Source organism: Streptomyces lanatus (assembly GCF_014655715.1).
Lineage (GTDB): Bacteria > Actinomycetota > Actinomycetes > Streptomycetales > Streptomycetaceae > Streptomyces > Streptomyces lanatus.
On record NZ_BNBM01000006.1, the window covers coordinates 367814 to 383154 of the forward strand.

The window sequence follows — 15341 nt, forward strand, 5'->3', positions numbered from 1 at the left end:
CCACCCGTGGCCACCGGCCCCCTTCCTTCTGCTCTCCTCGCACTGCTTCGCAGGCTTCGGAGCGCTGCGCCGGACTCCGTCCGTCGAGCGGTGCTGAGTGGCGCTGACTAGTCCTCGGACACCAGCCGTGCCGGGAAGCCGCCGGTGGCCACCGGCCCCCACTTCTCCGGAGTGACCCGAATGATCGACTTCCCCTGCTTCAGCATCGCCGCCCGATACTCGTCCCAGTCCGGATGCTCCCCGGCGATGTTCCGGTAGTACTCCACGAGGGGCTCCACGGACTCGGGGGAGTCGATCACCTCGGCCGTGCCGTCGACCTGGACCCACGGGCCGTTCCAGTCGTCGCTCAGCACGACCAGGCTGACCCGCTGGTCGCGCTTGGCGTTGCGGGTCTTGGCCCGCTCGGGGTAGGTGGAGACCACGATCCGGCCCGAGTCGTCGACGCCGCAGGTCAGCGGCGAGGCCTGGGCGCTGCCGTCGGTCCGTCGCGTCAACAGGATCGCGCGATGACGGGGACGTACGAAGTCGAGCAACTCGTCGAGCGAGACGCGGGTGTTGGTCGCGATGTTCGGTGCCATGGGGTCAGCGTAGGCGCCGGCCGGCCCGCCCGCCTGTCCCCGCCGTGCTCACCCTTGCGGCAGCGTCTCCCCCTGCACCGCCTGGATGTCCAGCTCCACCTTCAGCGTCGTCCCGATGGCCGCGATCCCCGCCTGCACCACCTGGTTGTAGTTCATGGCGAAGTCGTCCCGGTGGAGTTCCGTCGTCGCCCGGAACGCCGCCCGTGTGCCGCCCCACGGGTCCGCGCCCGTGCCGAGGTAGGCCAGGTCCAGGTCGACGGGCCGTGCGACGCCGTGCATGGTCAGCTCGCCGTGCACGGTCCAGCGGTCGGTGCCGGTGGCGGCCGTGACCCCCGTCGAGCGGTAGGTGATCTCGGGGTACTTCTCCACGTCCAGGAAGTCCGGCGACTTCAGATGCCCGTCGCGCATGGCGTTCCCCGTGTCGATGGAGTCGGCCCGGATCACCGCCTCCACGCGGGACTTGGTGATGTCGTCCGGCGCGATCTCGATGCCGGCCGTGAAGTCGGTGAAACGCCCCCGCACACTGGAGATCCCCAGGTGCTGGGCGACGGCGGCCACACCGGAGTGCGCCGGGTCGACGGTCCACGGCCCCGGCGGCGGCAGTTCGGTGCCGCCCTGCCTGGCCAGTGTCACCGTGCCGACCTCGGCGCGACCGCTCGCGGTGACGATCGCACTCGCGGCGGCGGGGGCGTACCCGACGGCGGTGACGATGACGGTGTACGGCCCGGCGGGCAGCGGATTCGCGTCCCGCACCGCCCCTTCCGCGTCCGCCTCCAGCCGCAGCACCTGCGCCCCGCCCATGTCGGTCACTGTCACGACCGCATGCGACACGGCCCATCCGTCCCGGGTGCGGATCCTCGCGGTCAGTCCCATCTCACGTACTCCTCAGAAAGTCACAAAGAAAGCCGGCCCGTGGCGGGGCGCACACCTCCGCTCAGAGCGCGCGCCGCCCGCCACGGGCCGGGGTCCTGCTACTCGCCGGGGTGGGCGAGCTCGATGTCGTGGTCGTCGTTGCCGCGGCCGGTCAGCGTCAGGGCCGTCGCCACCGGCGGGTAACCCGTCGCGATGACCGTGTACTCGCCGCCGTCCAGGTCGGTGAAGGCGTACGCCCCGTCCGGACCGGTGGTGGCGGTGCCCACGACGTTGCCCGCCGCGTCGACCAGCGTGACGCGGGCGTCGGCCAGGGGGCCGTGCGGTGCTCGTACGACGCCCTGGAGCTGGGCGCCCGCCTCCAGGTCGACCTCGATCCGGGTGACCCCGGTGCCGCCGATCTCGACGGGCAGGGCGCGCGGCCGGTACCCGGCGGCGTTCACCGCGACGGTCACGGCACCCGGCACCAGCTCGGCGAAGCTGAACTCGCCCTGCTCACCGGTGGCCGCCGTGGCCAGCAGATCGCCGCGGACGTCGGTCACGATCACCATCGCGTCCTTCACCGGCAGCGCGCTCTGCGCCGTACGGACCACACCGCTCAGGCCGCTGGTGCCGCTGAGCAGGATGTCGTACGACAACGGGCCGTCGCCGTTCACCACGACCGTCGACGCCTGCGGCTGGAAGCCGTCCGCGGAGGCGATCAGGACGTACGATCCCGCGCCCGGCGCGTCGACCGCGTAGGAACCGTCGGCCTGCGCGACCGAGCGGCCCAGCTGGCGGCCGGCCAGCGAGATGAGGGTGACGGCGGCCTGTGGCACCGGTGCGCTCTCCGCGCCGCGGACGAATCCGCTGACCGGGACGCCACCGCCGGTGGATTCCTCGGGGCGGGCGACCGTAGCCACGGCGGCCAGCTTCTGCGTGCCCTCGGGGGCGATCTCCGTCTCGGCGGACGTGACCGCCCAGCTCGGCACCCGCTCCTCCGCGGCGGCCTCCACCGGCTCCGGCGTCTCCGCCTCCGCCGCCTGTGCCAGCGCCCCCTTCGTCTTCAACGGGACCTCCTTGATGAACAGGGCGAACAGGAGGGCGAGGAAGGCGATCGGCGCGGCGTACAGGAAGACGTCGGCGACGCCATGGCCGTACGCGCTCTCGATGACGGTGCGGACGGGCGACGGGAGTGCGTCGAGGTCCGGGATCTCGCCGTGGCCGGAGGAGCCGCCCTGGACGCCGAGCCTGGTCAGGCCCTCCTCGGCGTAGTGGGTGATGCGGTGGCTGAGGACCGCGCCGAGGGCCGAGACGCCCATGGCGCCGCCGAGGGAGCGGAAGAAGTTCACGACCGAGCTGGCGGCGCCGAGGTCGCTCGGGTCCACCTGGTTCTGGGTGGCGAGGACCAGGTTCTGCATCATCATGCCGACGCCGAGGCCCAGCAGCGCCATGAAGATCGCCACGTGCCAGTACTCGGTGTCGTAGCGGATCGTGCCGAGGAGTCCGAGGCCCGCAGTCACCAGGACACCGCCGGCCAGCAGCCAGGCCTTCCAGCGGCCGGTGCGGGTGATGACCTGGCCGGAGACGGTCGACGAGATGAACAGGCCGACGATCATCGGGATGGTCAGCACGCCGGACATGGTCGGCGACTCGTTGCGGGCCAGTTGGAAGTACTGGCTGAAGAAGATCGTGCCCGCGAACATCGCGATGCCGACGAAGAGCGAGGCCAGCGAGGCGAGGGTGATGGTGCGGTTGCGGAACAGGCGCAGCGGGACGATCGGCTCGCTCGCCTTGGTCTCGATGAGGATGAAGATCAGGAGGAGGGCGAGTGCGCCGCCTGTCATCGCGCCGGTCTGCCACGACATCCAGTCGTACTTGTCGCCCGCGAAGGTCACCCAGACCAGCAGCAGGCAGACCGCGGCGGTGATGAAGAAGGCGCCGGCCCAGTCGACCTTGACCTTCCGCTTCACGACCGGCAGGTGCAGGGTGCGCTGCAGCACGATCAGAGCGATCACGGCGAAGGGCACGCCGACGTAGAAGCACCAGCGCCAGCCCAGCCAGTCGGTGTCGGTGATGACACCGCCGATCAGCGGGCCGCCGACCATCGCGGTGGCGAAGGTGGCGCCGAGGTAGCCGTTGTAGCGGCCGCGCTCGCGCGGGGAGATCATCGCGGCCAGGATGATCTGCGCCAGCGACGACAGACCGCCCATGCCGATGCCCTGCACGGCGCGGAAGGTGATGAGCATGGCCGGGTTCTGGGAGAGACCGGCCGCCGCCGACCCGGCCACGAAGATGACCAGGGCCAGCTGTATCAGAAGCTTCTTGGAGAAGAGGTCGGCGAGCTTGCCCCACAGAGGGGTGGACGCCGTCATCGCCAGTAGCGACGCGGTGACCACCCAGGTGTAGGCGCTCTGGCCGCCGCCGAGGTCCTTGATGATGTCGGGCAGAGCGTTGGAGACGATCGTCGACGACAGGATCGCGACGAACATGCCGAGCAGCAGCCCGGTCAGCGCTTCCATGATCTGCCGGTGGTTCATGGGAGTGCCGTCCCCGGCTCCGCTCCCGTGCTTGGCGTGGGCCCGCACACCGGCTGGTGTGGTCGTTGCCATGGGGTTCCTTTTCCTACTGGGTGATCGCGGGTGTACGGCAGTCGTCGAAGCTGGCTCTCAGCCGGGCCATGAGCCGGGTGAGCGCCTCGACCTCGTCGTCGGTCCAGTCGCTCAGCCGCTCGGCCAGCAACTGCGTGGTCCGCCGGGACATCTCCCGTACGCGGTCCTCGCCGGCCGGAGTGAGGCGGAGGATGCGGCTTCGCTTGTCCGCCGGATCGGGGGAGCGCTCGATCCAGCCGCGCTCGGCGACGTGGGCGACATGGCGGCTGGTGACCGACATGTCCACGGCGAGCAGCTCGGCGAGCTTGCTCATGCGCATCTCTCCATGACCGGTCAGCAACGTCAGTACGGCGGCGGATCCGGCGGGACAGTCGGACGGCAGCGTCCGTCCCATCTCCCGTTTCACGGCGCCGAAGGCGCTGAACTGGCGGACCAGCTCCTCGTACTGCGCCTGCTCGGCCATCACACCTCCCGCTTGTTTGTTGCTTAGGGCAACCATAAATACGTTTGGTTGCTACAGGCAAACAAATAGGCGGGGGGCGCTGCAAAAACTTGGCAAAGGCAAGTATTGCGACCGTAAATGTGCAGGTGGGGTAGGTTCCATGACCCCCTGTGCAGGGTCCGGGCCCCCACTTGGGCCGAACGGACGGATTCGCTAGGGTCTCAGGCCATGGCTAACACCCAGGGCCCCCAGGGCAACCACGACCCCGCAGGCAGCACCCAGATGTTCCGCGCGTTCGTCGACGAGGGCCCGCAGGGCGGTCGTCGGCAGCAGCAGGCTTCTTCCGGTCCGCGCATCGGCATGATCATCGGCGTCGTCGCCGCGGTCGTGATCGTGGCGGCGGTGGCCTGGCTGGCGCTCAAGTAGCCGATACGGCTACTGCTCCCACCGGACGGTGACGTCCCGCGTCTCGATGTGCATGCCCAGCGGCACGCGCCAGGCGTCGACGCACACCGTCCAGGTCTTCTCCTTGTGCGCCCCCGCCCCGATCGGCGCCGGGAGTTTCTCCTTCGACTCGATCGTCGCCCAGTCGACGCCGAGCGCGCCGATGATGTGGGTGTCGAAGGTCACGGTGCCCGAACGCACGGCGGTGCCGCCCGAGTTGCGGAAGTCGAGCGTCACTTTCTCGCACCAGCGCTGGTCCGTGGGCTCCCGTTCGGGCTCGCTCACGGTGAGTTTCGCGGGGGACGGGGTTGTCGTCGCGGGCGATGCCGGGGGTGATGGGGCGGCGGGTGAACTGCTGGGCGGGGCCGTGGGTTCGGGGGTTCCGCTCGGGGGACGGGTGGAGGGTTCCGTCGCTGTCGGGTCGGCGGACGGCTCCTGACCTCCAGGCCCCTGACTTCCCTGGCCCTGACTTCCCTCCCGTGCAGGGGAGTTGCTCGAACCGCCCCTGTCACCGCCACTGCTGCCGCCGTGACCGCCCTCCGCCCCGTCGAGCGGCACCAGCGTCACCTCGCCCGTCGGCGCGGCAGCCGTACCGGTGACCCTCGGCGGACCACCGGCCGCCCCCGTCGCGACATATCCGTCACCATCCCCGCCGGCCCCGCACGCGGCGAGCAGCCCGCCCAGGCAGACGACGGCCGCCGACGCGCCCAGCAGGGCGCACCGACGGCCAGATGTCGAGGTCGTCCATGTCGAGCGAAGCATCGGGCCATGGTGGCTGACGCTCCGTCAATTATGAAGGGGCCGGGAGGGGTCAGTCGGAGATGAGGCCCTCGCGCAGCTGCGCCAGCGTCCGGGTCAGCAGTCGGGAGACATGCATCTGGGAGATGCCGACCTCCTCGCCGATCTGCGACTGGGTCATGTTGGCGAAGAAGCGCAGCATGATGATCCGCCGCTCGCGGGGCGGGAGTTTGGCGAGCAGGGGCTTCAGCGATTCCCGGTACTCGACGCCCTCCAGGGCGGTGTCCTCGTAGCCCAGCCGGTCGGCCAGGGAGCCCTCGCCGCCGTCGTCCTCCGGGGCCGGGGAGTCCAGCGAGGAGGCCGTGTAGGCGTTGCCGACCGCGAGGCCGTCGACGACGTCCTCCTCGGACACGCCGAGCACGGTGGCGAGTTCGGTGACCGTCGGGGAGCGGTCGAGCTTCTGGGAGAGCTCGTCGCTGGCCTTGGTGAGGGCCAGACGCAGCTCCTGGAGCCGGCGCGGGACGCGCACCGACCAGGACGTGTCGCGGAAGAACCGCTTGATCTCGCCCACGACCGTCGGCATCGCGAACGTCGGGAACTCCACGCCCCGTTCGCAGTCGAAGCGGTCGATCGCCTTGATCAGGCCGATGGTGCCGACCTGGACGATGTCCTCCATCGGTTCGTTGCGCGAGCGGAAGCGGGCTGCCGCGTAGCGCACGAGTGGGAGGTTGAGCTCGATCAGTGTGTCCCGGACGTAGGCACGCTCGGGGCTGTTCTCGTCCAGTGCGGCGAGCCGCAGGAACAGGGAGCGGGACAGGGTGCGGGTGTCGATGGATTCCGGAGCCGGGGCCGGAAGGGCCTCCAGGGCCGGGGCATCGTCGAGCGCGGCGTCGGGCGCGGACTCGCTCTTCGTGAGCGTGAGCACCTTCGAGCTGCCCTGATCTGCGGACATGCCACCCCCTTTGGGTCGCGGGACGGTCGTGGCGAACGCTCCGATCGAGGAACGCCAGCCTTCACCTGAATACCGGAGCCGAGGCCACGGCAAACGCGCTTCCCGAAGAATGTCACATGTCGGCAACACGCTGTAGTGACATGTCGACATGTGAGACTCGAATCCGCCCTGGATAAAGGGGGTCTGACGGTATTTCGGGCCACAACCGTCGGGATCCGCCCTGGTGAGCGATTCGCTCGCGACGGTGACCGGTCGCTCCTGTTTCCGGTTACGCGTCGATCCGGTTCGCCGAACGCAGTCGCTGGAAGCTACGCGCGAGTAGCCTCGAAACGTGCATCTGGGAGACCCCGAGTTCCGCACTGATTTGCGATTGGGTGAGGTTGCTGTAGTAGCGCAGGAGCAGGATTCTCTGTTCCCGTTCGGGGAGTTGCACCAACAGATGCCGTACGAGGTCCCGGTGCTCCACGCCGTCCAGGGCGGGGTCCTCGTAGCCGAGCCGGTCCAGCAGTCCGGGGAGCCCGTCGCCCTCCTGGGCGGCCTCCAGCGAGGTGGCGTGGTACGACCGCCCGGCCTCGATGCAGGACAGCACCTCGTCCTCGGTGATGCGCAGCCGCTCGGCGATCTCGGCGGTGGTGGGGGTGCGTCCGAAGGTCGTCGTCAGATCCTCGGTCGCGCTGTTCACCTGGACCCACAGCTCATGCAGCCGGCGCGGTACGTGGACCGTGCGGACGTTGTCCCGGAAGTACCGCTTGATCTCGCCGACGACGGTCGGCATGGCGAAGGTCGGGAACTGCACGCCACGGTCCGGGTCGAACCGGTCGATGGCGTTGATCAGCCCGATCGTGCCGACCTGGATCACGTCCTCCATCGGCTCGTTGCGGGAGCGGAATCGGGCGGCCGCGTAGCGCACGAGCGGGAGGTTCGCCTCGATGAGCGCCCCGCGTACGCGGTTGTGCTCCGGCGTGCCCGGCGTCAACTCCTTGAGCTCCCCGAAGAGGACCTGGGTGAGCGCCCGGGTGTCCGCGCCGCGGCTGCGGGGCGGCGGGGACGCGGGGGTGTCCTCTTGGGGTGAGTGGGTCGGGGCTTGAGGCGCAGTACTGGCCGGCACGGTCAACTCCACCTCGTGATCCATCAACTCATCCGTCAAAAGCGGTCATAGCATCACAAGACAGTTCATTGTGTTCAAGTACCGCATAATCCCGTGTTGGGGATGGAAGGGTGCGCAAGACACGCGAAAGCCCCCCGCCGTTGCGGCGGAGGGCTCCGGGAGGATTCGGGTCGACCGGGGGGTGGGGCGGCTCAGAATTCGTAGTCGGCGATCACCCAGGTGGCGAACTCCCGCCACAGGGCGACGCCCGCCTGGTGCTCGGGGTGCTCCACATAGGTGCGCAGGGCGGCCGGGTCCTCGAACGCGGAGTTGATGGCGAAGTCGTAGGCGATGGGGCGGTCGCTGATGTTCCAGCCCAGCTCCCAGTGACGCAGCTCGGGGATCTTGCCCTCCAGCGAGCGAAAGGCCTCGACGCCCTCCACGACGCGCGGGTCGTCGCGCTCGACTCCCTCGTTGAGCTTGAAGAGGACCAGGTGGCGGATCATGCGTACTCCCTAGCTGTCGCCTCCGTTGGCGATCCACGTCATGAAGTCGCCGATCGCCTTGGCGGCGTCCGAAATGCCCTCGAACCCTACCTGGACGTAGTCCGCCGCCTTGGCCGGGTCGGTGATGATCACGTAGAGCACGAAGACCGCGAGCACATAGATGGCGACCTTCTTCGAATTCACCGCCATCGCGGCCTCCCCTGTGGCTGGTGTGCCTGCCATGCCTGCTGAGCCGAATGAGTCGAAAGAGCCGAAAGAGCCCCGTGTTATCGGCGGTGAGTGTAACCTTCGCGCCTCTCGGGAGATCAACAGCACGAAGGGCCCCGTCTTTCGACGGGGCCCTTCTTCAGCGGTAGCGGAGGGATTTGAACCCTCGGTGACTTGCGCCACACTCGCTTTCGAGGCGAGCTCCTTCGGCCGCTCGGACACGCTACCGAGGGAGACCTTACAGCACGCCCGGCCAAGCTCTGAAATCGGTATTCATCGGTTCCGGAAGAACTCGGTGAGCAGCCCCGCGCACTCCTCGGCGAGCACGCCCTCGATCACCTCGGGCCGGTGATTGAGCCTGCGGTCGCGCACGACGTCCCAGAGGGAGCCGGCCGCGCCCGCCTTCTCGTCCCGCGCGCCGTACACCACCCGGTCCACCCGGGACTGCACGAGCGCGCCGGCGCACATGGTGCAGGGTTCCAGCGTGACGACGAGCGTGCAGCCGGTCAGCCGCCACTCACCGAGTGCCGCGGCCGCACGCCGGATCGCGAGGACCTCGGCGTGCGCGGTCGGATCGCCGGTCGCCTCACGCTCGTTGTGACCGGCGCCGAGCACGGTCGTACCGTCCGGGGACAGCACGATGGCGCCGACGGGTACGTCCCCGCCCGCGACGGCCAGCCCGGCCTCGTCGAGGGCGAGCCGCATCGCGGCCCGCCAGCGGTCACGTACGGGGTCGGCGGCCGACCCCTGCTTCTCCGGCGAGGTCAGCGGACGGTCTCCAGGACCTCCGAGGCGCCCAGGGCCTCGGCGATCGCGTTGAGCGCGTCCTCGGCATCCAGGGCCTTCAGCTCCTTCTCGCCGACACCGAGGTCGTCGAGGATCTGGCTGTCGCCCACCGGGCTGTGCGGGACCGCCTCGGCGGATCCGTCCTCGTCGTCCTCGGAGTCGCCGTCCGGCTCCTCCGTGCCGTCGAGGTCCAGGGAGTCCAGATCGGCGCCGTCGTCGCCGGGCTCCCTTCCGAGCAGTTCGTCGGTGAGCAGGATCTCGCCGTAACTGCTGCGGGCGGCTGCGGCGGCGTCCGACACATAGATACGAGGGTCGTCCTCGCCGTCGATCCGGACGACGCCGAACCAGGCGTCCTCCTGCTCGATGAGCACGAGCACCGTGTCGTCCTCCGGCGAGGCTTCACGGGCCAGCTCGGCCAGGTCCGACAAGGTCTCCACATCGTCGAGCTCCGTGTCGCTCGCTTCCCACCCGTCTTCGGTGCGCGCGAGCAGTGCGGCGAAGTACACCGTGACTCTCCCACTGGTCATAGGCGTGCCGGTTGGGGGTCCCCCCGGCGGAGGTTGGGGGTGGGGCGCTCGGTGTCCGAGCCCCACCCACTCGGAATCGTGGCAGAAACAAGGCGTTCAGGGGACGTCTTCGGCACCCTGTGTCCGGCAGTTCTGATCGCCACGTGCGGATCGTACGCGGCTTTTCCAGGTGTCCGCGCACGCCCGTCGCTCCAACGCCGCCGAAGGGAGCGGATCTTCCCCGCAGGCTCGCCCTACCAGCGGAACGTCCGCATGCGCATGGCGTGCCGCAGGCGGGCCGCCTTCGCACGGCGCGGCTGGACGCGGTCCCGCAGTTCGCGGGCCTCGGCGAGTTCCCGCAGGAACTGGGCGCGTCGCCGACGACGCGCGACGTCCGTCTCCTCCCGCGTGGGACCGGCCGACGGCTCCTGCGTGGGCTCGGCCGACGGCTCAGTACTCGGCATGGCTCACCACCCCCGGTGCGTCCCTCCCACTTTCCCTCCGATGGGCGGTTTGATGCCAGCGCCAGGGGGCTGCGGGCCCGGTTACTGTTGTGGACATGCGTCTCCACGTCGTCGACCACCCTCTGGTCGCCCACAAGCTCACCACCCTGCGCGACCAGCGCACCGACTCCGCGACCTTCCGCCGGCTCGCCGACGAACTGGTCACCCTGCTCGCCTACGAGGCCACGCGGGACGTGCGCACCGAAGCGGTCGACATCACGACCCCGGTCACCACCACCACCGGCGTCAAGCTCTCCCACCCGCGCCCCCTGGTGGTGCCGATCCTGCGCGCCGGGCTCGGCATGCTGGACGGCATGGTCCGGCTGCTGCCGACCGCCGAGGTGGGCTTCCTGGGCATGATCCGCAACGAGGAGACGCTCCAGGCGTCCACGTACGCCTCGCGGATGCCCGAGGACCTCTCCGGGCGGCAGGTGTACGTCCTGGACCCGATGCTGGCGACGGGCGGCACGCTGGTCGCGGCGATCCAGGAGCTCATCAAGCGGGGTGCGGACGATGTCACCGCCGTGGTGCTTCTCGCCGCGCCCGAAGGCGTTGAGCTGATGGAGCGGGAGCTGGCGGGGACGCCGGTGACGGTCGTTACGGCGGCGGTGGATGAGCGGCTCAATGAGCACGGGTACATCGTGCCGGGGCTTGGGGACGCGGGAGATCGCCTCTACGGGGCGGCTGAGTAGGCGTCGGTTTCGCCTGTTCGCCGTAGGGGCGCGGTTGTGTGGCGGGTGCGGGTTCGCCGTGGCTTGTCGCGCCCACGCGGCGGAGCCGCATATTGACACAGCCCCGCGCCCCTTTGGGGGCGCTTCTCAGCAACCCTTCTTGTCAGTAGCCGTCGGCTTGGGCTTTGCCAGGGCGGTCAAGGCCTTGTCGGCTGTCGGCTTCTTCGCCAGGTCCTTGAACGCGTTGCCGATGATGAAGTCCACCGATGCGCCCTTGCGGGTGGTCTCGGTGCGCCGTTCGGCCGTGGTGAGTTGGGTGGCCAGGACCGGGAGCGAGGTGTTCAGGGACGCCGTCGGGCCGAGCAGCAGGGCGGTGCCCTTGACCTTCTTGTCGTACTCCTTGGTCGCGTTGCCCACTTCGCCGATCTTGAAGCCGCGCTTCTTCAGTTCGTCCGCGGTCTTCTTGGCGAGGCCGCTGCGGGTCGTCGCGTTGAAGACGTTGACGGTGATGCCGGCGGGCTTGGGAAGGGGCGCGGTCGAGGTGGGAGAGGGCGTCGCCCTGGTCCCGCAGCCGGACTTGGGGCCGACCGCCGATGCCTCTCCGCCGCCGCCCGTGAAGACGTCGATGAGCTGCAGCGTGCCCCAGCCGGCCATGCCGAGGGCGACGAGGGACACGACTCCGAGCGCGGCGAACCTGCCGCGTCGCCGACGGCGCCGCATGCGCGGGTATTTGTTCCCCTTGATGCGGTACTGGCCGCCCATGCCTTGGGGAGTCAGCATGCTCATGGGCGCAGCGTAGTCCGCCTGGGCGGCAATGCCTACTAGATGATCAATCGAGGGTGAACGGACTGCTCCGAACGGGCGCAACGCCCCGACTTCGGCCGGGGCTGCCCGGGGTCAGTCCAGTTCCAGCACTCGCGCGTGCAGCACCTGGCGCTGCTGGAGTGCCGCGCGGACCGCGCGGTGCAGGCCGTCCTCCAGATACAGATCGCCCTGCCACTTCACGACATGCGCGAAGAGGTCGCCGTAGAACGTCGAGTCCTCGGCGAGCAGGGTTTCCAGATCGAGCTGGCCCTTGGTCGTCACGAGCTGATCGAGGCGGACCGGGCGCGGCGCGACGTCCGCCCACTGCCGGGTGCTTTCCCGGCCGTGGTCGGGGTACGGCCGGCCGTTTCCGATGCGCTTGAAGATCACACGGAAAGCCTACCGGTCGAGACGTTCCGGGCGCAGCCATGGCGGCGGAGTGCGACGCTGGAAAAGATGTGTCAAACCTGGATGAAACGGCGATCGTCGCGGGAATGACGGCCGGATCGGGATCAGGAACGGACGCCGGAACGGGCCCGAACGGACGCCGAGGTGTACGGCGGACGGCCGAATCGAACACGGATCGGACCGGATCTCGCCGGACACACGTCGGAGCACGAGCGTGCGGAGGTCTGACATGAGCGAGCGCAGGAGCAGGTCCGGCACGGCCGGGACCGTGGCGCCCGACGGACGGAGCGGTGCTCCCGCCCTTCCGCGGGAGGCGCTGGAGATCGCCGCGGGTTACGCCTTCACCGGGCCCGCCCTCGATCTGGGCGCCCTGCTCTGGGACGGGCAGTGCCTGCCGGACGCGCAGATCCGGGTGCCGTTGACCGTGCTGAACCGGCACGGGCTGGTCGCGGGGGCGACCGGCACCGGGAAGACGAAGACCCTCCAGTTGATCGCCGAGCAGTTGTCGGCCCAGGGCGTACCGGTGTTCCTGGCGGATGTGAAGGGGGATCTGTCCGGGATCGCGGCCCCGGGGCAGCCGGGTGAGCGGGTCGGTGCGCGGGCCGCCGAGGTCCATCAGGAGTGGGCGGCGACCGGGTTCCCCGCGGAGTTCTACGCCCTCGGCGGCATCGGCACCGGTATCCCCGTACGGGCCACGATCACCAGTTTCGGCCCGGTGCTGCTGTCCAAGGTCCTCGGGCTCAACCGGACCCAGGAGCAGTCCCTCGGGCTGATCTTCCACTACGCCGACACCAAGGGCCTGGAACTGGTCGACCTGAAGGATCTGCGGGCCGTGGTCGCCTTTCTGACCTCCGACGAGGGCAAGGCGGAGCTCAAGAACATCGGCGGGCTCTCCACCGCCACGGCCGGGGTGATCCTGCGGTCGCTGACCGCGTTCGAGGGGCAGGGGATGGGGGACTTCTTCGGGGAGCCGGAGTTCGACACGGCCGAGCTGCTGCGGGCCTCTGTGGCGGACGACGGGCGGGGCGTGGTGTCGGTCCTCGAACTGTCCGCCGTACAGGACCGGCCGCGGCTGTTCTCGACGTTCCTGATGTGGCTGCTGGCGGATCTCTTCCACGATCTGCCGGAGGTCGGTGACGTCGACCGGCCGAAGCTGGTGTTCTTCTTCGACGAGGCGCATCTGCTGTTCGACGACGCGTCCGAGGCGTTCCTGGACTCGATCACCCAGACCGTGCGGCTCATTCGCTCGAAAGGGGTCGGGGTCTTCTTCGTGACGCAGACGCCGAAGGACGTGCCCGCCGAGGTGCTCGGCCAGCTCGGCAACCGGATCCAGCACGCGCTGCGCGCCTTCACCCCGGACGATCAGAAGGCGCTCGGGGCGACGGTGAAGACGTTCCCCAATTCGGCGTACGACCTGGAGGAACTCCTCAGGGGCCTCGGCACGGGCGAGGCGGTGGTGACCGTCCTGAGCGAGCGGGGCGCCCCCACGCCGGTCGCCGCGACCCGGCTGCGGGCACCCGAGTCCCTGATGGGGCCGATCGAGGCGGGCGCGCTGGAGCGGGCGGTGACGTCGTCCGCGCTGTACGGCCGGTATGCACAGGCTGTGGACAGGGAGTCGGCGTACGAGAGGCTCCAGGGGGCGCGTGCGGAGACGCCGCGTGGAGCGAAGGGGCCGGACGAGATGCGCGAGGCCGGGGAGGACCACAGGGCCGCGCAGACGGAACAGCCCTCCGTCGTCGAGAAGGTCGTCGGGAGCGGCATGTTCAAGTCCCTGGCTCGGTCGATCGGTACGCAGATCGGGCGGGAGATCACGCGGTCGGTGTTCGGTACGGCGCGGCGTCGGCGATAGCGCCGCGGTCGGTGCGGGCGCGGCGGAGGCGGTGACCCGGAGAAAGTCCGCCTCCGCCGCGGCCGCGTCAGCCGCGGTCCCCGTCCTTCTGGGGGTGTCGCGGCTTGTCCTTCTTCACCTGTGGTTTCGGGGTGTTGCGTACGGCTTCCGCGCGCAGCAGGGCGCGCAGCACCGCGTAGGGGTCGGTGGGCATGACTGTGCTCCTCGTGTCCTTGTGCCGTACTGACGGACCTCGTCGCGGGGTCTGTCAGCAGCGCAGGACGACGGTGCGCAGGATGTGCGGGACGTACGGCGGCCCGGGCGGCGCACAGCGGGGCGGGCTCGCCGGTGTGCCGGGCGGCGCGGGCCTCGACCGCGGGACCGGAGCGGGCCGTACGTCGGTGTGCCGGGCGGTGCGGGCCGGTGGCCGCAGGGCCGTGTCCAGGGCGTCGTGCTCGGCGGCCTCGGCCACCACGGGCAGGGCATGCGCGTGGGCATGTGTGCCCGGGACCAGCAGGGCGAGCAGCAGCACGAGGACCCGCAGCCAGGTGCGGCTGCGCGCGCGGAATCGTGCGGTGCCCATGGAAGGGCTTCTCCCCGGCGGGTGTACGGAGTTCATCCGGTACGGCGTGAGATCCGCCCGCACGGCGTAGGGACGGCCGGCGCGTATCACAGCGTGTGCGGGACCTGGCGGGCCCGCCTCCGGATGCGCAGGGCGGTGACGATCTCGACGACACCGACGGCGACCAGCCAGCATCCGCCGAGCAGCATCAGGACGGTGACCGACTCGACCGGGGAGACGATCAGCACGATGCCGCCGGCGCAGGTGACCACGCCGAGGAGGATCTGCCAGCCGCGGGCCGGCATGGACTCGTCGGAGGCGGCGGCCAGGGTGTGGGTGATGCCGCGGATGAGCCAGCCGATGCCGATCCACAGGGCGAGCAGCAGGACCGACCGCATGGGTGCGCGGAAGCAGAACAGACCGAGCAGGACCGACAGCGTGCCGCTGACGAAGGCCAGTACGCGCAGGGAGGTCGTCCGGTGCGTACCGAAGGCGGCGACCAGCTGGAACACGCCGCTGATCAGCAGATAAAGCCCGAAGAGAACGCCGGAGGCGAGGAGCGTGGCACCGGGCCAGACCAGGACCAGTACACCCAGCGCCAGCGAGGCGACCCCGGTGACCAGCACGGCCTGCCAGGCGGCACGGGAGAGGGCGTGCAGCGGGCCTTCGAGGGGCGGCTCGGGTTCATGGGCCGCCCCCTGCCCCGGCCCGGGCGGGTGCCCGGCGTGGACCCGCCGATCGTCATAGTCCCGGCCCCACGGTGAGCCGCTCGGCGCCTCGGTCATGCTCCATGCTGGGAACGGGCGCGGGCGAGCCGCCATTTGGGGTGGGCCGGTTGGCTGACGTCCGGTGCGGGGG

20 protein-coding genes and 1 tRNA gene are annotated in these 15341 nt (G+C 70.0%); 3 read left to right on the plus strand and 18 right to left on the minus strand.

Annotated features, from left to right (window positions below; genetic code table 11):
* Positions 1 to 107: 107 nt before the first annotated feature.
* From IE325_RS19120 to IE325_RS19135, 4 genes are all read right to left on the minus strand, one after another.
* On the minus strand, positions 108 to 578 hold the full coding sequence (locus IE325_RS19120) for a PPOX class F420-dependent oxidoreductase (protein WP_190071150.1): 471 nt from the start codon (positions 576 to 578) through the stop codon (positions 108 to 110).
* Positions 579 to 626: 48 nt separating this feature from the next.
* A complete protein-coding gene (locus IE325_RS19125) occupies positions 627 to 1451 on the minus strand; it encodes a YceI family protein (RefSeq protein ID WP_190071151.1) in 825 nt (274 codons plus the stop codon).
* A gap of 98 nt (positions 1452 to 1549) precedes the next feature.
* Entirely contained in the window at positions 1550 to 3967 is a 2418-nt protein-coding gene (locus IE325_RS19130; protein ID WP_491590969.1) for an MFS transporter, read from the minus strand.
* Positions 3968 to 4052: 85 nt separating this feature from the next.
* Entirely contained in the window at positions 4053 to 4502 is a 450-nt protein-coding gene (locus IE325_RS19135) for a MarR family winged helix-turn-helix transcriptional regulator (RefSeq protein WP_190071153.1), read from the minus strand.
* A gap of 207 nt (positions 4503 to 4709) precedes the next feature.
* On the opposite strand from IE325_RS19135, the gene IE325_RS19140 reads away from it, so the two are divergent.
* Complete coding sequence (locus IE325_RS19140; RefSeq protein ID WP_190071154.1) at positions 4710 to 4907, plus strand: hypothetical protein; 198 nt, start codon at positions 4710 to 4712, stop codon at positions 4905 to 4907.
* Between the two features lie 9 nt (positions 4908 to 4916).
* Here IE325_RS19140 and IE325_RS19145 read toward each other — a convergent pair whose 3' ends face one another.
* From IE325_RS19145 to IE325_RS19185, 9 genes are all read right to left on the minus strand, one after another.
* Complete coding sequence (locus tag IE325_RS19145; protein WP_190071155.1) at positions 4917 to 5687, minus strand: hypothetical protein; 771 nt, start codon at positions 5685 to 5687, stop codon at positions 4917 to 4919.
* A gap of 49 nt (positions 5688 to 5736) precedes the next feature.
* Positions 5737 to 6615, minus strand: coding sequence for an RNA polymerase sigma factor SigF (locus IE325_RS19150; protein WP_190071156.1), 879 nt, complete (start codon positions 6613 to 6615; stop codon positions 5737 to 5739).
* 268 nt (positions 6616 to 6883) lie between these two features.
* Positions 6884 to 7747: an RNA polymerase sigma factor SigF gene (locus IE325_RS19155; RefSeq protein WP_190071157.1), complete on the minus strand. Its 864-nt coding sequence runs from the start codon at positions 7745 to 7747 to the stop codon at positions 6884 to 6886.
* A gap of 167 nt (positions 7748 to 7914) precedes the next feature.
* Complete coding sequence (locus IE325_RS19160) at positions 7915 to 8208, minus strand: Dabb family protein (protein WP_190071158.1); 294 nt, start codon at positions 8206 to 8208, stop codon at positions 7915 to 7917.
* Between the two features lie 9 nt (positions 8209 to 8217).
* A complete protein-coding gene (locus tag IE325_RS19165) occupies positions 8218 to 8397 on the minus strand; it encodes a hypothetical protein (protein ID WP_190071159.1) in 180 nt (59 codons plus the stop codon).
* Positions 8398 to 8558: 161 nt separating this feature from the next.
* Positions 8559 to 8643 (minus strand) — tRNA-Ser (locus IE325_RS19170).
* Positions 8644 to 8688: 45 nt separating this feature from the next.
* Positions 8689 to 9120 carry a tRNA adenosine(34) deaminase TadA gene (tadA, locus tag IE325_RS19175; RefSeq protein ID WP_190071160.1) on the minus strand — a complete coding sequence of 144 codons (432 nt, stop codon included), beginning with the start codon at positions 9118 to 9120 and terminating at the stop codon, positions 8689 to 8691.
* Positions 9121 to 9179: 59 nt separating this feature from the next.
* Complete coding sequence (locus tag IE325_RS19180) at positions 9180 to 9707, minus strand: tRNA adenosine deaminase-associated protein (protein WP_190071258.1); 528 nt, start codon at positions 9705 to 9707, stop codon at positions 9180 to 9182.
* 254 nt (positions 9708 to 9961) lie between these two features.
* On the minus strand, positions 9962 to 10171 hold the full coding sequence (locus tag IE325_RS19185; RefSeq protein WP_190071161.1) for a hypothetical protein: 210 nt from the start codon (positions 10169 to 10171) through the stop codon (positions 9962 to 9964).
* Positions 10172 to 10266: 95 nt separating this feature from the next.
* On the opposite strand from IE325_RS19185, the gene upp reads away from it, so the two are divergent.
* Positions 10267 to 10902 (plus strand): uracil phosphoribosyltransferase, encoded by a 636-nt coding sequence (gene upp, locus IE325_RS19190; protein WP_190071162.1) that lies wholly within the window; start codon positions 10267 to 10269, stop codon positions 10900 to 10902.
* 126 nt (positions 10903 to 11028) lie between these two features.
* Here the strand turns inward: upp and IE325_RS19195 are convergent, their stop codons facing one another.
* Together IE325_RS19195 and IE325_RS19200 are read right to left on the minus strand one after the other, a co-directional pair.
* On the minus strand, positions 11029 to 11667 hold the full coding sequence (locus IE325_RS19195; RefSeq protein ID WP_229911872.1) for a LytR C-terminal domain-containing protein: 639 nt from the start codon (positions 11665 to 11667) through the stop codon (positions 11029 to 11031).
* Positions 11668 to 11778: 111 nt separating this feature from the next.
* Positions 11779 to 12075, minus strand: coding sequence for a type II toxin-antitoxin system VapB family antitoxin (locus IE325_RS19200; protein ID WP_003999914.1), 297 nt, complete (start codon positions 12073 to 12075; stop codon positions 11779 to 11781).
* Positions 12076 to 12322: 247 nt separating this feature from the next.
* Between IE325_RS19200 and IE325_RS19205 the strand changes: the two genes are divergently transcribed.
* Entirely contained in the window at positions 12323 to 13942 is a 1620-nt protein-coding gene (locus IE325_RS19205; RefSeq protein WP_190071163.1) for a helicase HerA-like domain-containing protein, read from the plus strand.
* A 67-nt stretch (positions 13943 to 14009) separates the two neighbouring features.
* On the opposite strand, the gene IE325_RS46660 is transcribed toward IE325_RS19205, so the two are convergent.
* The 3 genes from IE325_RS46660 to IE325_RS19215 form a co-directional block, all read right to left on the minus strand.
* The gene (locus IE325_RS46660) at positions 14010 to 14135 is read right to left on the minus strand and encodes a hypothetical protein (RefSeq protein WP_268256359.1); all 126 of its coding nucleotides are present in this window, start codon (positions 14133 to 14135) and stop codon (positions 14010 to 14012) included.
* Positions 14136 to 14189: 54 nt separating this feature from the next.
* Positions 14190 to 14504, minus strand: a complete 315-nt coding sequence (locus tag IE325_RS19210; RefSeq protein ID WP_190071164.1) for a hypothetical protein — start codon at positions 14502 to 14504, stop codon at positions 14190 to 14192.
* 86 nt (positions 14505 to 14590) lie between these two features.
* Positions 14591 to 15268 carry an HdeD family acid-resistance protein gene (locus IE325_RS19215; RefSeq protein WP_190071165.1) on the minus strand — a complete coding sequence of 226 codons (678 nt, stop codon included), beginning with the start codon at positions 15266 to 15268 and terminating at the stop codon, positions 14591 to 14593.
* Positions 15269 to 15341: the final 73 nt, after the last annotated feature.

Coding starts and splice junctions, on each gene's coding strand:
- IE325_RS19155 (WP_190071157.1), bottom strand. CDS start 7,747: ATGGATCACGAGGTGGAGTTGACCGTGCCGGCCAGTACTGCGCCTCAA.
- upp (WP_190071162.1), top strand. CDS start 10,267: ATGCGTCTCCACGTCGTCGACCACCCTCTGGTCGCCCACAAGCTCACC.
- tadA (WP_190071160.1), bottom strand. CDS start 9,120: ATGCGGCTCGCCCTCGACGAGGCCGGGCTGGCCGTCGCGGGCGGGGAC.
- IE325_RS19205 (WP_190071163.1), top strand. CDS start 12,323: ATGAGCGAGCGCAGGAGCAGGTCCGGCACGGCCGGGACCGTGGCGCCC.
- IE325_RS19135 (WP_190071153.1), bottom strand. CDS start 4,502: ATGGCCGAGCAGGCGCAGTACGAGGAGCTGGTCCGCCAGTTCAGCGCC.
- IE325_RS19120 (WP_190071150.1), bottom strand. CDS start 578: ATGGCACCGAACATCGCGACCAACACCCGCGTCTCGCTCGACGAGTTG.
- IE325_RS46660 (WP_268256359.1), bottom strand. CDS start 14,135: ATGCCCACCGACCCCTACGCGGTGCTGCGCGCCCTGCTGCGCGCGGAA.
- IE325_RS19165 (WP_190071159.1), bottom strand. CDS start 8,397: ATGGCGGTGAATTCGAAGAAGGTCGCCATCTATGTGCTCGCGGTCTTC.
- IE325_RS19210 (WP_190071164.1), bottom strand. CDS start 14,504: ATGGGCACCGCACGATTCCGCGCGCGCAGCCGCACCTGGCTGCGGGTC.
- IE325_RS19160 (WP_190071158.1), bottom strand. CDS start 8,208: ATGATCCGCCACCTGGTCCTCTTCAAGCTCAACGAGGGAGTCGAGCGC.
- IE325_RS19145 (WP_190071155.1), bottom strand. CDS start 5,687: ATGCTTCGCTCGACATGGACGACCTCGACATCTGGCCGTCGGTGCGCC.
- IE325_RS19185 (WP_190071161.1), bottom strand. CDS start 10,171: ATGCCGAGTACTGAGCCGTCGGCCGAGCCCACGCAGGAGCCGTCGGCC.
- IE325_RS19140 (WP_190071154.1), top strand. CDS start 4,710: ATGGCTAACACCCAGGGCCCCCAGGGCAACCACGACCCCGCAGGCAGC.
- IE325_RS19150 (WP_190071156.1), bottom strand. CDS start 6,615: ATGTCCGCAGATCAGGGCAGCTCGAAGGTGCTCACGCTCACGAAGAGC.
- IE325_RS19130 (WP_491590969.1), bottom strand. CDS start 3,967: ATGAACCACCGGCAGATCATGGAAGCGCTGACCGGGCTGCTGCTCGGC.
- IE325_RS19125 (WP_190071151.1), bottom strand. CDS start 1,451: ATGGGACTGACCGCGAGGATCCGCACCCGGGACGGATGGGCCGTGTCG.
- IE325_RS19195 (WP_229911872.1), bottom strand. CDS start 11,667: ATGAGCATGCTGACTCCCCAAGGCATGGGCGGCCAGTACCGCATCAAG.
- IE325_RS19215 (WP_190071165.1), bottom strand. CDS start 15,268: ATGACCGAGGCGCCGAGCGGCTCACCGTGGGGCCGGGACTATGACGAT.